This window comes from Klebsiella sp. CN_Kp100, assembly GCF_040065315.1.
Taxonomy (GTDB): Bacteria; Pseudomonadota; Gammaproteobacteria; order Enterobacterales; family Enterobacteriaceae; genus Klebsiella; species Klebsiella oxytoca.
Genome location: NZ_JBEAIJ010000030.1, coordinates 76,341 through 94,362 on the forward strand (window position 1 = coordinate 76,341; position 18,022 = coordinate 94,362).

At 54.6% G+C, this 18,022-nt stretch carries 17 protein-coding genes; 5 read left to right on the top strand and 12 right to left on the bottom strand.

All coding sequences use genetic code 11. The features are described 5' to 3' along the window. Positions 1-166: 166 nt before the first annotated feature. The 6 genes from asd to ABLV12_RS10220 form a co-directional block, all read right to left on the bottom strand. Positions 167-1,273, bottom strand: coding sequence for an aspartate-semialdehyde dehydrogenase (gene asd / locus ABLV12_RS10195; protein WP_064397838.1), 1,107 nt, complete (start codon positions 1,271-1,273; stop codon positions 167-169). Between the two features lie 449 nt (positions 1,274-1,722). Next, positions 1,723-3,063: a gluconate transporter gene (gene gntU, locus ABLV12_RS10200; protein WP_004106495.1), complete on the bottom strand. Its 1,341-nt coding sequence runs from the start codon at positions 3,061-3,063 to the stop codon at positions 1,723-1,725. Then, the gene (gene gntK, locus ABLV12_RS10205; RefSeq protein ID WP_004106496.1) at positions 3,063-3,593 is read right to left on the bottom strand and encodes a gluconokinase; all 531 of its coding nucleotides are present in this window, start codon (positions 3,591-3,593) and stop codon (positions 3,063-3,065) included. Before gntK ends, gntU begins: the two co-directional genes overlap by 1 nt. Before the next feature lie 181 nt (positions 3,594-3,774). Then, on the bottom strand, positions 3,775-4,770 hold the full coding sequence (gene gntR, locus ABLV12_RS10210) for a gluconate operon transcriptional repressor GntR (protein ID WP_004106498.1): 996 nt from the start codon (positions 4,768-4,770) through the stop codon (positions 3,775-3,777). A gap of 224 nt (positions 4,771-4,994) precedes the next feature. After that, on the bottom strand, positions 4,995-5,690 hold the full coding sequence (locus tag ABLV12_RS10215) for a pirin family protein (RefSeq protein ID WP_023321717.1): 696 nt from the start codon (positions 5,688-5,690) through the stop codon (positions 4,995-4,997). Positions 5,691-5,811: 121 nt separating this feature from the next. Next, the gene (locus ABLV12_RS10220) at positions 5,812-6,849 is read right to left on the bottom strand and encodes an oxidoreductase (RefSeq protein ID WP_004106502.1); all 1,038 of its coding nucleotides are present in this window, start codon (positions 6,847-6,849) and stop codon (positions 5,812-5,814) included. Between the two features lie 255 nt (positions 6,850-7,104). Here ABLV12_RS10220 and ABLV12_RS10225 point away from each other — a divergent pair, with 255 nt between their 5' ends. Together ABLV12_RS10225 and yhhY are read left to right on the top strand one after the other, a co-directional pair. Next, positions 7,105-7,764 carry a polymer-forming cytoskeletal protein gene (locus ABLV12_RS10225; protein ID WP_004106503.1) on the top strand — a complete coding sequence of 220 codons (660 nt, stop codon included), beginning with the start codon at positions 7,105-7,107 and terminating at the stop codon, positions 7,762-7,764. Positions 7,765-8,013: 249 nt separating this feature from the next. Continuing rightward, the gene (gene yhhY / locus ABLV12_RS10230; protein WP_064373621.1) at positions 8,014-8,505 is read left to right on the top strand and encodes an N-acetyltransferase; all 492 of its coding nucleotides are present in this window, start codon (positions 8,014-8,016) and stop codon (positions 8,503-8,505) included. Between the two features lie 50 nt (positions 8,506-8,555). Here the strand turns inward: yhhY and ggt are convergent, their stop codons facing one another. Then, complete coding sequence (gene ggt, locus ABLV12_RS10235) at positions 8,556-10,298, bottom strand: gamma-glutamyltransferase (protein WP_160886737.1); 1,743 nt, start codon at positions 10,296-10,298, stop codon at positions 8,556-8,558. A 232-nt stretch (positions 10,299-10,530) separates the two neighbouring features. On the opposite strand from ggt, the gene ABLV12_RS10240 reads away from it, so the two are divergent. After that, positions 10,531-10,851 carry a DUF2756 family protein gene (locus ABLV12_RS10240; RefSeq protein WP_004106506.1) on the top strand — a complete coding sequence of 107 codons (321 nt, stop codon included), beginning with the start codon at positions 10,531-10,533 and terminating at the stop codon, positions 10,849-10,851. Between the two features lie 16 nt (positions 10,852-10,867). Here ABLV12_RS10240 and ugpQ read toward each other — a convergent pair whose 3' ends face one another. The 5 genes from ugpQ to ugpB all read right to left on the bottom strand — a co-directional run bounded on the left by ugpQ (position 10,868) and on the right by ugpB (position 15,846). After that, entirely contained in the window at positions 10,868-11,608 is a 741-nt protein-coding gene (ugpQ, locus tag ABLV12_RS10245; RefSeq protein WP_348867025.1) for a glycerophosphodiester phosphodiesterase, read from the bottom strand. Continuing rightward, positions 11,605-12,675: a sn-glycerol-3-phosphate import ATP-binding protein UgpC gene (locus ABLV12_RS10250; protein ID WP_160886733.1), complete on the bottom strand. Its 1,071-nt coding sequence runs from the start codon at positions 12,673-12,675 to the stop codon at positions 11,605-11,607. Before ABLV12_RS10250 ends, ugpQ begins: the two co-directional genes overlap by 4 nt. Position 12,676: 1 nt before the next feature. Then, positions 12,677-13,522 carry a sn-glycerol-3-phosphate ABC transporter permease UgpE gene (gene ugpE / locus ABLV12_RS10255; protein ID WP_004116045.1) on the bottom strand — a complete coding sequence of 282 codons (846 nt, stop codon included), beginning with the start codon at positions 13,520-13,522 and terminating at the stop codon, positions 12,677-12,679. Then, positions 13,519-14,406 (bottom strand): sn-glycerol-3-phosphate ABC transporter permease UgpA, encoded by an 888-nt coding sequence (gene ugpA / locus ABLV12_RS10260; RefSeq protein ID WP_004106512.1) that lies wholly within the window; start codon positions 14,404-14,406, stop codon positions 13,519-13,521. Before ugpA ends, ugpE begins: the two co-directional genes overlap by 4 nt. Positions 14,407-14,529: 123 nt before the next feature. Continuing rightward, positions 14,530-15,846 (bottom strand): sn-glycerol-3-phosphate ABC transporter substrate-binding protein UgpB, encoded by a 1,317-nt coding sequence (gene ugpB, locus ABLV12_RS10265; protein WP_004106515.1) that lies wholly within the window; start codon positions 15,844-15,846, stop codon positions 14,530-14,532. A gap of 270 nt (positions 15,847-16,116) precedes the next feature. Here ugpB and ABLV12_RS10270 point away from each other — a divergent pair, with 270 nt between their 5' ends. Both ABLV12_RS10270 and ABLV12_RS10275 read left to right on the top strand, forming a co-directional pair. Continuing rightward, positions 16,117-16,884, top strand: coding sequence for an IclR family transcriptional regulator (locus ABLV12_RS10270; RefSeq protein WP_004106526.1), 768 nt, complete (start codon positions 16,117-16,119; stop codon positions 16,882-16,884). Positions 16,885-17,112: 228 nt separating this feature from the next. Further along, positions 17,113-18,012, top strand: a complete 900-nt coding sequence (locus tag ABLV12_RS10275; protein WP_004106528.1) for a dihydrodipicolinate synthase family protein — start codon at positions 17,113-17,115, stop codon at positions 18,010-18,012. Positions 18,013-18,022 lie beyond the last annotated feature (10 nt).

Below are 18,022 nucleotides of genomic sequence, written 5' to 3' on the forward strand. Positions count from 1 at the left end.
CCCCTGCTCCGTCCCACCTTCAGGTAAGGAGACGTCATGACTCCTTACTTAAAGCATAGCCAAGGCTGAGTTACCTCCGTTGGGAAAAATCTAACATTCGCGTTTACTCCTTGTATTACGCAAAAAAAAGGGGTGTTTCAACACCCCTTTTCTCATCTTGTGACGACTACGCCAGCTGTCTTAGCATACGGCGGAGCGGCTCGGCGGCCCCCCACAGTAGCTGGTCACCAACGGTGAACGCCGACAGATACTCCGGCCCCATATTCAGTTTACGCAGGCGACCCACCGGGGTGGTCAGGGTGCCGGTGACGGCAGCCGGGGTCAGCTCACGCATAGTAATATCACGATCGTTCGGCACCACTTTGGCCCACGGGTTGTGCGCGGCCAGCAGTTCTTCAACGGTCGGAATAGAAACATCTTTTTTCAGCTTGATGGTAAACGCCTGGCTATGGCAGCGCAGCGCGCCAACGCGAACGCACAGGCCGTCTACCGGAATCGGTGAGGCGGTCGCGAGGATTTTGTTAGTCTCCGCCTGGCCTTTCCACTCTTCACGGCTCTGGCCGTTATCCAGCTGTTTGTCGATCCATGGGATCAGGCTGCCCGCCAGAGGAACGCCAAAGTTATCCACCGCCAGTTCGCCGCTGCGGGTCAAAGAGGTGACTTTGCGTTCAATCTCCAGGATTGCGGAAGCCGGATCCGCCAGCTCAGCCGCAACATGGCTGTGCAGCTGGCCCATCTGGGTCAGCAGTTCGCGCATATGACGCGCACCGCCGCCGGAAGCCGCCTGGTAAGTCGCCACGCTCACCCACTCAACCAGATCCTGAGCAAACAGGCCTCCGAGGGACATCAGCATCAGGCTAACGGTACAGTTGCCGCCGACAAAGGTTTTAACGCCGTTGTTCAGACCTGCAGTAATGACATCCTGGTTCACCGGGTCAAGAATAATGATGGCGTCGTCTTTCATGCGCAGCGAAGAGGCGGCGTCAATCCAGTAGCCCTGCCAGCCGCTTTCACGCAGCTTCGGGTAAATATCGTTGGTGTAATCGCCGCCCTGACACGTGACAATAATGTCCAGCGCCTTCAGTGCTTCCAGATCGAATGCATCCTGAAGCATGCCACCGATACTGCCACCAAAGGATGGAGCAGGCTGCCCCAACTGGGAGGTGGAGAAAAAAACAGGGCGAATGGCGTCAAAATCGCGCTCTTCTACCATGCGTTGCATGAGGACAGAGCCGACCATTCCGCGCCAGCCGATAAAACCAACATTTTTCATAACGTATTCCTGCGAGGTGTGTGCTGTTTGTTCCAGGCCAGTTTCCTACTGGTTAGTCCTTCACATTACAAAATGCAGCTAAAGTCGCAAGTGAAATTAATCAATGATTGCCAGGCAATCAGTAACGCAGCTAATTTTGCCTGGCGGCCGCCGTCACTGGCACCCCGGAATACCCGAATAATTATCAGGGAATTTAGATTGAGAAGGGAATATTTTCCGCCGCTATTTTATTGATCAAGATTATGGATTACAGCAGAAATTGGGTTGTTTTATTCTTGCGGAGAAGACCGATAAAACCAGGCGTGGCGTGGGTTTGTGAGCCGTATGACGTTTATCGTATTTCTGATAGTGGCAGATCGGGAGAGGGTTAAAGCTAAAGGTTTTCGATATAAGTCGAGCATGAAATTAACCCGGCATCGCTTCGCTCCGCCGGGTTATCACTTTGGCGTTTAGCTCAACAGCGTAAACGCAATCATACCAACAATCGCCCCGACGGTGCCGAGGATGGTTTCCATCATCGTCCAGGTTTTCAGCGTTTGCGCTTCGGTCGCGCCGGTAAACTTGCCGAACAACCAGAAGCCCGCGTCGTTAACGTGGCTGACCACGATAGAACCGCCGGCGATACAGATTGAGAGCGCCGCCATCTGCGCGCCGCTGTAGTGCAGCTGTTCAATAACCGGCATCACCAGCCCGACTGCCGTCAGGCAGGCAACGGTCGCGGAACCCTGAATAATACGCACCGCCGCCGCCAGCACGAAGCAGGTGATGGCAATCGGCAGGCCCATACCGGTTAACGCTTCACCGAGGGCAGGGCCTACGCCGGAGTCGACCAGCACCTGTTTAAACACCCCACCCGCACCGATGACCAGCAGGATGATGCCCGCAGGCTGGAGCGCATGACCGCAAATCTCCATCACCCGATCTTTAGCCATTCCCTGACGTACCGCCAGACCATAGATAGCCACCAGGCACGCCACCAGAATCGCGGTAAACGGATGGCCGATAAACTCAAACCATTCGTAAGCGGTAGAACCTTCCGGCACAAAGCGCGCGGCGATGGTTTTCAGGCCAACCAGCACCAGCGGCAGCAGAATCAGCGACAGGCTGAAGCCGAACGACGGCATTTTGCCTTCGCCAAGGTGTGGCTCGCTAATATCGTCCGGAATGTGCAGCTCAACATAGCGACTGATGAAGTTACCCCACAGCGGCCCGGCAATAATCATCCCCGGGATAGCGGCGCACAGGCCAATCAGGATCATCCAGCCAAAGTCGGCATGCATCTGCGAGGCGAGCAGCATCGGCGCAGGCCCCGGTAGCAGGAACGCGGCCGCGGCGGCTACGCCAGCAAACAGCGGGATCACCAGCTTCACAAGGTTGGTGCCGGTATGGCGCGCCATTGAGAAAGCCACGCTGATCAGCAGCACGATCGCCACTTCAAAAAACAGCGGCAGCGCGCAGATAAGCCCGGCCAGACCTATCGCATAATGGGCGCGATTGTGGCCGAAAGATCTCAGCATCTTAACGGCAATCTGGTCGACCGCGCCGGTTTCATGCAGGATCTTACCAAACATAGCCCCTAACGCGACGACGATAGCCAGAAAACCCAGCGTGCCGCCCATGCCTTTTTCCATCGTCGCCGCGATCTTATCTAACGGCATTCCGGAAAAAAGCCCTGCTCCAATAGAAACCACCATCAAAGCCACGAAGGCATGCATACGCGCCTTCATGACTAAAAACAGCAGCAGCAAAACGGAGCCGACTGCTGTCAAAACAAGCGTTAATGTACTCACTAGTTACTGCCTTTGTTGATCACCTCAATGGTGCTGGCGACCACGCCTTCCAATGACTGGTCGATATCGACGATTAACACATCGCTTTCATCCGCGCCCGGTTCCTGCAGCGTCTCAAACTGCGTAACCAGCATCTGAGTCTTAAAGAAGTGGCCTTTACGCGCCTTCAGACGTTGTTCGATAACCGCAAAATCACCTTTCAGATAGATAAAGGAGAGGTTCGGGTTACCTTTACGCAGGATGTCGCGATAGCTCTTTTTCAACGCGGAGCAGACAATCAGCGACACTTTATTGGTGCGCTGCATAGCAAAGGCGGCATCGTTCAGCGCCTGCAGCCACGGGGTGCGGTCGTCATCATTTAACGGTTCGCCGGAAGCCATCTTGTTGATATTGCTGCGCGGATGAAGAAAGTCGCCGTCGAGAAACGCGGCGTGCAGTTGATGCGCCACTTCGCTGGCGACAGCGGATTTCCCGCTGCCGGAAACGCCCATCAGGACATAGATGTGGTGATCATGGTTAGTCGTGCTCAAAGCTTCCTCCCACTGGACACATACGCGCAGCCTGGCAGCGTTTAACGGCGTGGAATACTGGCGTACAGATTAATTGTTACGGGTAACTGTTATCGGTAACATTGTCATGCCGGAGTAATGGAGAAGCAATAACCATTCGTGCCAGATGTGAATATGTGTGATCTACTTCAAATTTGTCAGTTTAAATAGATCCGCCCGGTGACAATGTGAAACCTAAATCTAACATCTTAGGCGTCACCGCTTCACCGCGTATCCGCGCCAGCAGACGTTCAGCGCCAATCCGCCCCATACGCTCACGCGGCGTCAGCACGCTGGCCAGACGCGGCTCCATCACCTGACCAATATCGTGGCCGTGGAAACCGGCAATCGCCATATCGTCAGGGATTTTAAGCCCCAACCGCTGGCACTCAAACGCTGCGCCGACCGCAAGGTCATCGTTGGTACAGAAAATGCCGTCAAGCTGCGGATATTCGCGACGCGCCTGGCGCATCAGCTCAATTCCCGATGAATAAGAAGAAGACTGCTCAACCATCACGCTGTAGGGCGTCATTCCGGCATCAAGCATCGCTTGCTCATACCCCTTCTGTTTGATGATAGTACGTTCATCAAGACGTGCGCCAAGATAGGCAACGTGACGGTGACCATGATTGATAATCGCCGCGGTCATCTGTCGGGCCGCTTCAAAGTTATCAAAGCCGACGGCGATATCGAGGCACGGCGACTGACTGTCCATCAGCTCCACAACCGGGATACCCGCGACTTCAATCATCTTCAGGGTTCGCGGCGTATGGGTCCGTTCGGTAAGGATCAGGCCGTCAATATTCCAGGAGAGCATCGATTCCAGGCGTTTTTCTTCCATTTCCGGCTTATAGCCGTAGTGCGCCAGCATAGTCTGATAGCCGAAAGAGTCGGTTACGCTTTCAATACCGCGCAGCACTTCCGAGAAGACCTGGTTAGTTAACGAGGGCAGCAGCACGCCAATGGCGCGGCTGGTCGCATTAGAGAGGATATCAGGGGCGCGATTAGGAATATAACCCAGTTCATCGAGAGCAACGGCAATCTTGCCACGCAGCGCTTCGGAAACCTGTTCCGGGTTACGTAAATAGCGACTGACCGTCATTTTGGTCACGCCGACAAGATCGGCTACATCCTGAAGTACGGGTCTTTTCTTTTTCATCGTCCTGACTGTGATAAACGGGAGACATTTTCTCAGTTTATCACGGACAAAGCCCAACCTTCCCGGAGAAAAGAGGGCTAACAGATTAATTTAGAGTGGATACGCAAAATCATTCAAGTTGCATTGAGGCGGCAACGCAACGAACCCCCGGAAGCGTACAAGGGGTACGCGACCGGGGTGAGTGAGGAGAGCCAACAAAAATGCGGCTTGAAGGATGACGCGTATCAGACTGGCGGCAGATCGAACAGCAGTATCTCGCTATCGCCGTCAGCATGCACGGAAATCGCCTGCTCGTCCCAAATGGCCAGGCCATCGCTGGTGGTGGCCTTCGTTCCGTTGATGGTGACTTCACCTTTCACCACCTGGATCCACACCCGGCGTTCGGCGGCAATCTGATGCACCGACTGCTCATCTTTCAGCAGGGCCCAGCGGTACAGTTCCATATCCTGGTACACTTTCAGCGAGCCTTCGCGAGCATCCGGCGACAGCACCAGCTGTTTGCCCTGAACGGCATCAAAGCGGCGCTGTTCGTAGCGCGGAGTGATGCCATTTTTTTCCGGCATAATCCAGATCTGGTACAGATGCAGTTTTTCCGTGGCGCTTGGGTTGTACTCAGAGTGACGAATACCGGTACCCGCGCTCATGATCTGAAACTCACCCGCCGGAACCTGCTCTTTGTTACCCATGCTGTCCTGATGCTCCACGGCCCCTTCCAGCACGTAGGTCAGAATTTCCATATCTTTATGCGGATGGGTACCGAAGCCCTGGCCTGCGTCGATCACGTCATCGTTGATAACCCGCAGCGCCGAGAAGCCCATAAAGTCAGGATCGTAATAGTTCGCGAAAGAGAAAGTATGCCAGGAATCCAGCCAGCCGTGGTTAGCGTGGCCGCGTTCGTTAGCTTTGCGTAAGTAGATCATGTTGCACCCCCGTATGTTTTCGATGGGATAAGTGTGGACCCAATCCCCTGGCGATCATAGAGGGTGAAAATTGACTCCTCTGTTCAAAAAATATGAACAAGCACAGAGGAGCCGGAGTTGCTTATCCTGCAAGGGTTATAGTGGCGGGAGACGGCTGCTCAAAGCCGCGTTCAAGGATCTCGATATTCGTGAGAACCTCAGATTCCTTGACGAAATTAGGCTGGCCGTTAACGAGGGTTTCATACAGCGAATCATAGACGCGGCCATAGTCGCCGGTTTCAAGCGGAACCTCTTCCCGTACGGTTTCCCCTGCTTCATTGACGTACTCCAGCAGGCCCAACGTATCGTCCGCGCCGAATCCTGGCTCACCGGGCATGATATTCGCCTTCAGGCTGGTCTCCTGCTGGTCGATACCGTATTTAATAAATGACCCTTTATGACCATGGACGATGAATTTTGGGTAGGGCAGCTTCACCAGATGGCTGGATTTAACAATCGCTTTCAGATTGCCGTAGAACAGCTGGGCCTCAAAAGTATCGTCCGGGTTGGCCTGGTTGCGCAGGCTACGAATGTCGTAAGACACATGATCCGGGCGGCCAAACAGAGCAATAATTTGGTCCATGGTATGGACCCCCAGACCATAGAACGTCCCATCCTGCGGCAGGCCAGGCTTTCCACCATCTATCGGGCGATAGTTATCGAAATGGTTTTCAATCTCGACGAGCTCCCCCAGTTTGCCGCTCTCAATGACTTTCTTCGTGGTCAGAAAGCAGGAGTCAAAGCGGCGGTTCTGGTACGGAGTGACCGTCAGCCCTTTGCTTTTCGCCAGCGCGAATAGCGTCTTCGCCTCGTCCAGAGTCGGCGTAAAAGGCTTTTCGACCAGCACATTTTTACCCGCCTCCAGCGCCCGTTTGGCATAATCAAAATGGCTGTCCGCGTGGGTACACACGATCACCAGCTTGACCTGCGGGTCGTTAAGCACTTCATCGAGATCGCTGGTGAAGTGGATGTGCGAATACTGCGGCGCCTGCTCCTCCGGCCTGGCGCTGCGGCGGAAGATATGCGCCACATGCCAGCGGTCTTTTCGGTGCAAAACATAGGGAAGATGGTAGCGGGTGGTACTTTTGCCGAATCCAATAAATGCGCAGTGTAAAGTCATAACGCTGTCCTTAGTTAATATCGCTGCTATTAACCATAGCGCAAGCCAGCAGCGAACTTAAACCCTACATTCAGAGGGGTATATTCTGAAATGTTAAATTTACCGTTCAAAATGATTGACCCCGCAGACTAATTTCTGGATAAGAGAACCCCTCAGGAAGAGAACATTTTTTATCCAGCGCGCTGGCGGTTAGTAAGCCACATCGTCCTTCTCTTTTCCAACCCACGATGACTAAGGAGTAGCCATCTCATTCGCATGGAAAGCAAGTATTTAGCCATAAATAGCGCTCTTCTCTTCTGGCTGCTTGGCCTGCTGGCATGGTGCTTCGAATCCACGTACATGGCCTTGTTATCTGGTTCTTTCTCCCTGTCATCCTTCGTTTTTCATTTTCAATACCATCGGGTTAACCATATGTTTAAAAAGAATAAAACTATCGACGTTACGCCACAGCCAGCCAGCGTACCCGCGCCGGTCAACGACAAAGTCACCTCTGCGGCCAGGAAGCCGGATACCACGGTCATCGCCAGCGGCATGCGCTTTGAAGGAAACATTATTGCGGCGGGTAATGTCGATATCTACGGCACGGTGAGCGGCGATATCGACGCGAAAGAGAACCAAATTAAGATCATGACCGGCGGCCTGCTGGAGGGAAACATTACCTGCCGCGAACTGGTTATTGACGGCTGCGTCATCGGCCAGTGCAGTAGCGATACCATTGAAATCGATAAAAACGGTAACGTCACCGGAACGCTGGCCTACCGTACGCTGGCCATTAAAAAGGGCGGCGTGTTTTCCGGCCAGGCAGAAGTGCTGCCGCCGGTCGCGGAAAAGAACAACGTGGTGGGATTCATCACAGATACCGCGGTAGAAACGAAAGAGAGAGCGGAAGCGCATACTGCCGAAGCGGCGCAGTAACCCACATCCGGGCGCAGGCTGAAAAAAAGCAAAAAAAAAGCCAGCACCCGGCTGGCTAAAGTAATACTGGAAGCAATGTGAGCAATGTCGTGCTTTCAGGCTTTCCGCAAGGGTCTCCCTGAACGCAGAGCAATAATAATCATTCTCATTCGCACTTGTCCACCTCTTTTTGCAAAAAATAGTCGTTGATCCCTCTTTTAAAGTCAGTGATGTTTAGAAGGACGATTAACCCATCAAGGAAAATGAAGAATGAGCGACATAGTGATACGCCATGCCGAAGCCAAAGATTACGACACAATCCGTCAGATCCATGCTCAGCCGGAGGTATATCGCAATACGCTACAGGTTCCTCATCCTTCCAGCCATATGTGGCACGAGCGACTAACCGACCGACCGGGCGTCAAACAGCTGGTCGCCAGCATAGATGACCAGGTCGTGGGACACCTCGCCATTGAGGTTATCCAGCGCCCGCGCCGGAGCCACGTCGCCGATTTCGGCATTTGCGTGGATTCACGATGGCACAATCGCGGCGTTGCCAGTGAGCTGATTCGCACCATGATCGACATGTGCGACAACTGGCTCCGCGTTGACCGTATTGAGTTGACGGTGTTTGTGGATAACGCTCCCGCGGTTGCGGTATATCAGAAATTAGGCTTTGAAATTGAAGGGACGGGGAGAAAGTACGCCCTGCGCAACGGCGAATATGTCGATGCCTACTTTATGGCGCGGCTGAAGGGGTGAAGCTCAACTAACCCTCTCCCGGCAGGGAGAGGGTCGGGGTGAGGGTAAACCTAATACCCTGCGGTTAAATCATCCGGCGAACGCGGATCGGATGCGCCGTACAGCGTGCCATCCGGGCCAACCATAATACTCTGGGTACTGCCCATCGCCTCTTTCACCGCCACTTTCTGCCCTTTGCTCTCCAGCAGCTTCAGCGTATCCGGGCTAAACCCCTTCTCTACCCGCAGTTCGTCCGGCAGCCATTGATGGTGGAAGCGCGGGGCGTTGGTGGCTTCCGCGACGTTCATCCCAAAGTCGATGGTGTTCACCACCATCTGCAGTACCGTGGTGATGATGCGGCTGCCGCCCGGGCTACCGGTCACCAGCCAGGTTTTGCCATCTTTCACCACAATCGTTGGCGACATCGATGACAGCGGACGTTTTTTCGCCTCGACGGCGTTAGCGTCGCCGCCCACTAGCCCGTAGACGTTCGGCACGCCGGGTTTAGCTGAGAAATCATCCATCTGATTGTTCAGCAGAATGCCGGAGTTCCCCGCCACGATGCCGGTGCCAAAGGTGGTGTTCAGCGTATAGGTCACCGCAACGGCGTTACCGTCCTTATCCACCACCGAGAAATGGGTAGTCTGATTGCTTTCATAGGGGGCCAGCTTGCCGGGGCGAATCTGGCTCGACGGCTTCGCCTTATTGACATCAATCTGCCCGGCAATCGATTTAGCGTAGGCTTTGCTGGTCAGCGCCTGCCACGGCACCTTGACGAAGTCCGGATCGCCAAGGTATTCCGAACGGTCGGCATAGGCGTACTTTTCAGCTTCGGCCATCACCTGCATGGCGTCGGCGCTGCCGAAGCCGTACTTATGCATATCGAAGTTTTCGAGGATATTCAGGATCTGCACGATATGAATGCCCCCGGACGATGGGGGCGGCATGGAGAACACCTGATAGCCGCGATACTCGCCGCTCACCGGCGTTCGTTCAACCGCGTTGTAATTCGCCAGATCCGCTTTGGTGATTAGTCCGCCGTTATTCTTCATCTCCGCGGCAATCTGGTCGGCGATCGCCCCTTTATAGAAGGCATCTGGCCCCAGCTCGGCAATCAGCTCCAGGCTTTTCCCCAGCTGTTTTTGCACCAGCTTATCGCCCTTTTTCAGCGGCTCGCCGTTTTTCCAGAAGATAGCCCGGCTGTTGGCATGGTCGGGGATCACTTCGCTGCCGTAGGTTTTCAGATCGTCGGCCAGCGCATCGTTGACCGTGAAGCCCTCTTCCGCCAGCTTAATTGCCGGACGGATCACTTTGTTGAGCGGCATCGTGCCGTATTTCTCCAGCGCGAGGGAGAAGCCGGCCACGGTCCCCGGGATGCCGGAAGCCAGATGGGAGGTCAGCGATTTCTTACTGTCCGGATTGCCCTGATCGTCGAGAAACATATCGCGGGTGGCCTGTTCAGGGGCCATCTCGCGGAAGTCGATTGCCGTAGTATTACCGTCTTTGGTTCGCAGCATCATAAACCCGCCGCCGCCGATATTACCGGCCTGCGGATGGGTGACCGCCAGCGCGTAGCCCACCGCCACGGCAGCATCCACCGCATTGCCGCCCTGACGTAAAATATCCACGCCAACCTTCGTTGCCTGCGCATCCACCGAGGCGACCATCCCCTGCTGAGCGCGAACCGGATGAAAAACATCTTCCTCTACACCATACGAGACCGGAGGCGGGGCGGGATCTGCCGCGACGGTAAAACTGCCGCCCGCCAGCAGCGCAGCGATGACCACCTGACGCCAGAGCGTTGTTCTTCTCATTGTCATACTCCTGAATTGTGTTTTATCCCCGTCGATACCCGTTATACTTCAGGCCGCACTTACGCTGTCCGCGCTCGTCACCCGCATCGCTTACCTGAGTAAGCTCATCGGGAGCCACCTTCTTGCGACTCGAATTATTTAGGGTATAAGCCTGGCTGATAAGTCCTAAAAGATCATTGTTACGCCGGAAACGGAGTAGACTTAAGCGATCCCACGAAGTGAGGAGAGAACAATGAAAGCAATGTTATATCTGGCGGCGCTGGTCCCGCTGAGCGTCATGGCGCAGCCGATCAATATAGACAATAACCCCAATCAGCCGGGGTACGTGGTGCCCAGCCAGCAGCGGATGCAAAATCAGATGCAGACCCAGCAAATGCAGCAGCAAAACAATCTGAAGCAGGGTATTCAGAGCCAGTCGCGCACGCAGCAGCAGCATCTTCAGACGCAGTTGAATAACGATCGGCAGCGGGTACAGCAGAATAACAACCTGAACCGGCAGCAGCCTCTACCCAACAACAACGGTGGGATGCTGCAGCGCCAGACGACCCCGTAAGGCCGCCTGCCGCCTGTTATGCCGAAAAGCGTGGGCCGATGAGATCAATCGCATCGGTGCAGATACAGTCAACGCCCCAACGCAGCAGTTCGGCGGCACGCTGCGGTTTATTAACGGTATAGACGAGAATATGCAGGCCCGCAGCCTTCAGGTTTGCCACTCGCGCTTCATCCAGCAGCTTGTGGTTGAGATGAATAGAGACGCAGCCAAGACGCGCGGTGAGTTCGCGCCAGTCGTTGCGCCACTCATCCAGCAGTAGCCCACGCGGTAGTTCAGGCGCTGCTTCCTGCGCCGCTTCCAGCGCATCGATTTCAAACGATGAGAGCAGCGGCGGCGTCATTCCCTGCCACAGCTCACGCGCCGCCAGCGCCACCGCTTTACCGGTCACCAGGCCGGTGCCGGTGGTCGGTTTAATTTCGATATTGGCCATCATGCCGTGCTGACGGCAGCGATCGGCCACTTCGCTCAGCAGCGGCAGCGGCTCGCCTTTGAATTTGCCGCTGTACCAGCTGCCGGCATCCACTTTTAGCAGATCGTTCCACGCCAGCTCGCTCGCCACGCCCCAGCCGTTGCTGGTGCGTTCAAGATTGTCATCGTGCAGTAAAAAAATGTGCCCGTATTTCGATAACTTAGCGTCAAATTCAATCATCGTATGGCCATAACGAGCGCCGGTATCGATGGCCGCCAGGGTGTTTTCCGGGGCCAGTTTACCGCCGCCGCGGTGGGCGACGATATGGGGATAAGGCCAGTGACTCATGCGCGTTGTCCTGTTTCACTATCAAAAAGGTGCAGACTTTCCTGCGGCAGATGCAGCCACAGAGTGCTGCCCGCCTGCGGACGCTGCTGGTGCGGCAGCCGGACCACCAGCTTTTGCGCGCCCCAGCGCCCGTGGGCAAGGTTATCGGCACCTAAAATTTCCAGCGTATCCATCACCAGCGGTACGCCACCTTCCGCTTCGGAGCTTAATGCAAAATGTTCCGGGCGGATACCCAGCGTCATCTTACGCCCGGCATAGCGTCGATGCTCGCTGTTGACAGGTAAAAGCATTCCACCCTCCAGCTCAAAGCGGCTGCCGTCATCGCTGACCCGCCCTTCCAGCAGGTTCATTGCCGGGCTGCCGATAAAGCTCGCCACAAAGCGGCTGGCCGGTTTTTCATAGACTTCGACCGGCGTACCAATCTGCTCGGCGATGCCTTTATTCATTACCATCACCCGCTGGGCGAGGGTCATCGCCTCCACCTGATCGTGAGTCACGTACAGCGAGGTGGTTTTCAGCCGACGGTGCAGCAGCTGCAGCTCAAGGCGCATCTGCACGCGAAGTTTGGCATCAAGGTTGGATAGCGGCTCATCAAACAGGAATACCGCCGGATCGCGTACGATAGCCCGTCCCATCGCCACGCGTTGGCGCTGGCCGCCGGAGAGTTCGCGCGGGCGGCGCTTCAGCAGGCCGTCCAGCTCCAGAATACGCGCCGCTTCCCGCACCCGTTCAGCAATTAATCCCTTACCTAAACCGCGAATTTTCAGGCCCCACGCCATATTCTCTTCCACGCTCATATGCGGATAGAGGGCGTAGTTCTGGAACACCATCGCGATGCCGCGATCTTTCGGTTCCATTTCGGTGACGCGCTTGCGATCAATCCAGATATCGCCGCTGGTAACCCGCTCCAGACCCGCCACCATACGCAGCAGGGTTGATTTTCCGCAGCCCGAAGGGCCCACCATCACAATAAATTCGCCGTCCGCAACGTCCAGCGTCAGCGGTTGGATCACCTGGGTTTTGCCATCCCAGCTTTTGGTTACTGCCTGTAGCTTCAGTCCTGCCATTTTATTTCTCACTATCCACTAAACCACGCACAAACGCGCGCTGCATGGCTAAAACGATGACTACCGGAGGAATCAACGTGAGCAGCATCGCCGCCATCACCTGATTCCACTGCGTGGTGCCCTGGCCGATGGCGATCATCCCTTTGATGCCCGCGACCGCGGTGCCGAGATTCACGTCGGTAATAATCAGCAGCGGCCACAAATACTGGTTCCAGCCGTAAATAAAGGTGATGACGAACAGCGCCGCCAGGTTGGTTTTCGACAGCGGCAGGACGATGTCGCGGAAAAAGCGCATCGGCGATGCGCCGTCGATACGTGCGGCCTCGATAAGCTCGTCCGGCAGGGTCATAAAGAACTGGCGAAACAGGAAGGTCGCGGTCGCCGAGGCCATCAGCGGCAGCGTGAGTCCGGCATAGCTGTCGAGCATTTTCAGATTGGCGATCACTTCTACGGTCGGGAAAATGCGCACCTCAACCGGCAGCATCAGCGTGATAAAGATCATCCAGAAGAACAGGTTGCGCAGCGGAAAGCGAAACCAGACGATGGCGAAAGCGGAGAGCATCGATACCGTAATTTTGCCCACCGTGATGCCAAAGGCCATGATGAAACTGTTGAGCATCATCAGCCAGAACGGCGCGCTGTTGGCCCCGACGCCATTCACCCAGATGAATTTCATGTTTTCGAGAAGATGCCCGCCGGGTATCAGCGTCATCGGCGTGTCAAAGACCGCTTTACTGTCCAGCGTCGCCGCAACAAAGGCGACATACAGCGGGAACAGAATGACCGCGATCCCTAAAATCAGCATCGTGTGGCTGAAAATCGTCAGCCCGCGACGGTTTTCAATCATTGGTAGCGCACCTTTTTCTCAACGTAGCGGAATTGCACCACCGTCAGAATAATGACGAGGAACATCAGCACCACCGACTGGGCGGCGGAAGCGGACAGGTCGAGCCCGGCGAAACCTTCACGGTAGATCTTATAAATCAGCGTCGTCGTCGCCTGCACCGGCCCGCCGCCGGTTGCGGCATCGATAACCGGAAAGGTATCAAAGAAGGCGTACACCAGATTCACTACCAGCAGGAAGAAACTCACCGGGGCGATCAGCGGTAGCGCCAGCCTGAAGAAGCGGCGAACCGGCCCGGCGCCGTCAATCGCGGCGGCTTCAACCAGCGAGCGGGGAATCGATTGCAGCGCAGCAAAGAAGAACAGGAAGTTGTAACTAATTTGCTTCCAGACCGAGGCGAAAACCACGAGGAACATCGCCTGACCGCTATTCTGTGCGTGGTTCCAGTCATAGCCCATTTCGCCGAGAAGATGGGTAATCAGCCCGCGTCCGGGGTTGAATAAGAAGATCCACAGCACCGCCGCCACCGCGGGCGCAACGGCATAGGGCAGGAGCATCAGCGTTTGATAGAAGCGGCTGCCGCGCACCACATAATCGACCAGTGCGGCGAAAAACAGCGAGATCAGCAGACCGCTGACGGTAACCATCGTACTGAACTTAATGGTGGTCCAGAAGGAGTCCAGGTAATACGGATCGTGGAACAGGGCTAAAAAGTTGTCCAGGCCGACAAACTGGCTGGAGAGCCCAAAAGGATCGACGCTCTGCAGCGAATACCACAGCGCTTCGCCAGCGGGCCAGATAAAGAATACGACGGTGATAACCAGCTGCGGCGCGACCAGCACATAGGGCAGCCAGCGGGATTTAAACACCGGACGGGATGATGACATAGTTAAACTCTGCGTTGTTTTCCCCTCACCCCGGCCCTCTCCCAAAAGGCAAGGAAGAGGAGTGTGCCGAACGGTCCCTCTCCGCTTTCGGGAGAGGGTGAGGATGAGGGACGGGCTAAAAGATTACGACTTCGTTGACTGTTCGAAACGGCGCAGCAGCTGATTACCGCGCTCAACCGCGGCGTCAAGCGCCTGCTGGGGCGTTTTCTTACCGGTCCACACGCTTTCCAGCTCTTCATCCACGATGGTGCGGATCTGCGGCATATTGCCCAGACGCAGCCCTTTGGTGAACGGCAGCGGCGGCTTATTCAGCATCTGACGCGTCGCAATATCCGCACCCGGATTCTTATCATAGAAACCCTGCTCGCGGGTCAGGTTATAAGCAGCGGTGGTAATCGGCAGATAGCCAGTTTTCTGGTGCCATTCGGCCGCGTTTTCCGGTTTAGTCAGGAAATCGAGGAATCTGGCGACCCCGGTATAGGTTTCTTTGTCTTTCCCCTGCATCACCCACAGGCTGGCCCCGCCGATAATGGCGTTTTGCGGCGCGCCTTTCACGTCGGCGTCGTACGGCATCATCCCTACGCCATAGTTGAACTTCGCGTACTGACGAATATCCGCCAGCGAGCCGGAGGAGGCGGTGGTAATGGCGCAGTCGCCGTTATAGAACTTCTCGGTGGATTCGTCTTTACGCCCGAAGTAGCTGAAGTCGCCTTTCTTGTTCAGTTCTTCGAGCAGGGCGATATGCTTGACCTGCTCCGGCTTGTTGAACTCCAGCACCGCGTCGGTACCGTCGAAGCCGTTGTTTTTGGTGGCCACCGGCAGGCCGTGCCAGGCGCTGAAGTTTTCAATCTGGATCCAGCCCTGCCAGCCGCTGGCGTAGCCGCATTTCATCCCGGCAGCCTTCAGCTTCGCGGTATACGCCGCCAGATCCTGCCAGGTTTTCGGCGGCTGTTCCGGATCTAACCCGGCTTTTTTAAAGGCGTCTTTGTTGTAGTACAACACCGGCGTGGAGCTGTTAAACGGTTGAGAGAGCAAGTGTCCGGTTTTCGAATCAGTGTAATAACCGGAAACAGTGGGAACGAACTGCGTTTCGTCAAACTGAATGCCCGCATCGCTGAACACCTGATAAACCGGCTTAATCGCCTTTGAGGCCATCATCGTCGCGGTGCCGACTTCATAAACCTGTAATAGCGCCGGCGCGTTGCCGGTACGGAAGGCGGCGATGCCTGCGCTCAGGCTCTGCTCATAGTTGCCTTTATACACCGGGACAATTTTATAGTCCGGGTTGGCTGCATTGAAACGTTGCGCCAGTGAATCAACTTCTTTCCCCAACTCCCCTTCCATCGAGTGCCAGAATGGGATAGTGGTTACCGCCAGGGCTTGTCCGGCAAATGCCAGGCTGAGCGCCAGTCCTAAAGCTGTATGTCGTAACGATATCATCGGTTATCTCTCTTGTTGTTCCGGATGCGCGATTTCACGCGTTTTATGTTCGCGGGGGTAACATGACATGCTCGAATGACAGAAAAATAACTATTGCATTACAAAAATATTACAATAAATTGGCAAAAACATGATGAAACGGTGAAAAAAAAGTGGCAGGGAAATGGCAAGGGAAAAAGAGAGGCGGCGCAGACTACAGATAAACGGGGATCTGTAGTTAAATAGAGTGCGTTAAAGAGCACTCTACGGCGAGCCGTCAAAAGGAAAAATATGAAGACGCTTCATAAACCTACCGAGCGCGTTTTGCTCATTCTGGAAACCTTAGCCAACGCGGATGGAATGACGCTTTCCGAGCTATCGCTCAAAACGGATATTTCCAAGGGAACCATTTTCCCGATCCTCAAATCACTGCAGTATCGCAAATATATCAGTCACGACGATCGCAACGGGATTTACACTCTGGGGATCTCCTGCGCGGTTCTGGCCAGCGCCACCGTCGAAAAAGAGTTCTGGCTGAAAACGATCAATAGCGAAATGCACGCGGTGGTCACTGAATGCAACGAAGTTTGCCAGCTCGGCATTCTGGATGACGCCTGGGTACTGTATGTTGATAAAGTCCAGGGCGATCAAACCGTGCAGCTGGTCTCTAAGGTAGGGACGCGCCTGCCGGCAATCTGCTCCGCCCTGGGCAAGGCGCTGCTGCATAAGCACCGCGACGAAGAGATTCTGGAGCTCTATCCGCAGGGTTTTCCTTCCGTTACCGCCCGCAGCGTAACGAATATGGCCCAGCTTCGTCAGCAGCTGGATATGGTTGCCGCCAACGGTTATGCCATGGACGATCGGGAAATCAACGACGATACCATCTGCTTCGCCGTCCCCCTGCAGCAGAAAGGCATTATTCTGGCGGCGATCAGCGTCTCATTGCCCTCTTTCCGCGCCAGCGATGAAAAAACGCAGCAGGTGATTCGTGCGCTAAAAGAGGCCAAGGGTCGTATCGAAAGCGTGCTGAATAAGCTGCCTGATATTAAAAATTACTGATTTACTTGCCAACGGCGCCTTTGGAATTGTGATTACCCACACAATACCGATATTTAATGATCCACCGTGGCGCCCGACTATTCTGCATAATTCCCCATCTATTCATTGATTTAATCAATTATCCGCACGACTTTGACGCCATTTGACTTCACGTCGATGGCGTGTTTACTTATGCTTAATCGCAAATACAAACACTGTTTGTATATACGAACAACAAAGAGGTTTAATATGCAAAGTCATTACATCACCCCGGCAATAACGGTTTTTGATGAGCAGGGCAGGCTGGATCCTGAAGGCAACTTTCGCCTGTATGATTTCATTAAAAGCAGCGTATCGGGATTTGTCGTCATGGGCAGTACCGGTGAGTTTTTCTCGCTGGATATGAAAACATCCCGTCAGGTAATTCAAATGGCGGCAGAGTTCCCGCGCGAGGGAATAAAGGCCTATGCGGGTACCAGCCGCATGGATATTGACGAGTGCGTAGAGCTGGCTAACTATGCAGATGAGTGCGGACTGGATGGCGTCATGATTATCAGCCCGTGGTACTTCCGCCTGACTGATGAAGGCATTTATACATTTTATAGCCAGATAGCTCGCCGCACCGCCGCCAAAATATTTATTTATAACTTCCCGGAACGTACCGGCTATTGCGTCTCGCCAGAGGTCTGTTTACGACTCGCCAGAGAGTTCCCAAACATTGTCGGTCTTAAAGACACCATTCCGGACACCAATCACACGTCGCAGGTGATTCGCCAGGTAAAATCTGAACTACCGTATTTTGAAGTCTATGCCGGTTATGACAATAACTTCGCGCACAATGTCCTGGCGGGGGGCGATGGATGTATCGGCGGGTTATCCAATATTTGCCCTGAAATATTCCGCGACTGGATGCAGGCATTTAACGATAACGATTTGCAGCAAATTTCGCGGTATCAGCAAAAAGTGGATGGGTTAATGGATATTTACGCGGTTAACGATCCGTTCATTCCAACATTTAAAAAAGCGTTACAGCTGCGCGGAATTATTCAGTCCGACCGCTGCACGCCACCGTTTAGCTCACTCACAACCGGCCAGACCGAAAGTATTCTGCGGATACTTTCCCGTGCTGGTATTGAAATTAATGCCTGACCCCCACGCG

Bases quoted from the DNA above. Each gene is read 5' to 3' on its own strand.
- asd (WP_064397838.1), bottom strand. From the start codon at position 1,273: ATGAAAAATGTTGGTTTTATCGGCTGGCGCGGAATGGTCGGCTCTGTC.
- gntR (WP_004106498.1), bottom strand. From the start codon at position 4,770: ATGAAAAAGAAAAGACCCGTACTTCAGGATGTAGCCGATCTTGTCGGC.
- ABLV12_RS10215 (WP_023321717.1), bottom strand. From the start codon at position 5,690: ATGATCTACTTACGCAAAGCTAACGAACGCGGCCACGCTAACCACGGC.
- ABLV12_RS10220 (WP_004106502.1), bottom strand. From the start codon at position 6,849: ATGACTTTACACTGCGCATTTATTGGATTCGGCAAAAGTACCACCCGC.
- ABLV12_RS10225 (WP_004106503.1), top strand. From the start codon at position 7,105: ATGGAAAGCAAGTATTTAGCCATAAATAGCGCTCTTCTCTTCTGGCTG.
- yhhY (WP_064373621.1), top strand. From the start codon at position 8,014: ATGAGCGACATAGTGATACGCCATGCCGAAGCCAAAGATTACGACACA.
- ggt (WP_160886737.1), bottom strand. From the start codon at position 10,298: ATGAGAAGAACAACGCTCTGGCGTCAGGTGGTCATCGCTGCGCTGCTG.
- ABLV12_RS10240 (WP_004106506.1), top strand. From the start codon at position 10,531: ATGAAAGCAATGTTATATCTGGCGGCGCTGGTCCCGCTGAGCGTCATG.
- ugpQ (WP_348867025.1), bottom strand. From the start codon at position 11,608: ATGAGTCACTGGCCTTATCCCCATATCGTCGCCCACCGCGGCGGCGGT.
- ABLV12_RS10250 (WP_160886733.1), bottom strand. From the start codon at position 12,675: ATGGCAGGACTGAAGCTACAGGCAGTAACCAAAAGCTGGGATGGCAAA.
- ugpE (WP_004116045.1), bottom strand. From the start codon at position 13,522: ATGATTGAAAACCGTCGCGGGCTGACGATTTTCAGCCACACGATGCTG.
- ugpA (WP_004106512.1), bottom strand. From the start codon at position 14,406: ATGTCATCATCCCGTCCGGTGTTTAAATCCCGCTGGCTGCCCTATGTG.
- ugpB (WP_004106515.1), bottom strand. From the start codon at position 15,846: ATGATATCGTTACGACATACAGCTTTAGGACTGGCGCTCAGCCTGGCA.
- ABLV12_RS10270 (WP_004106526.1), top strand. From the start codon at position 16,117: ATGAAGACGCTTCATAAACCTACCGAGCGCGTTTTGCTCATTCTGGAA.
- ABLV12_RS10275 (WP_004106528.1), top strand. From the start codon at position 17,113: ATGCAAAGTCATTACATCACCCCGGCAATAACGGTTTTTGATGAGCAG.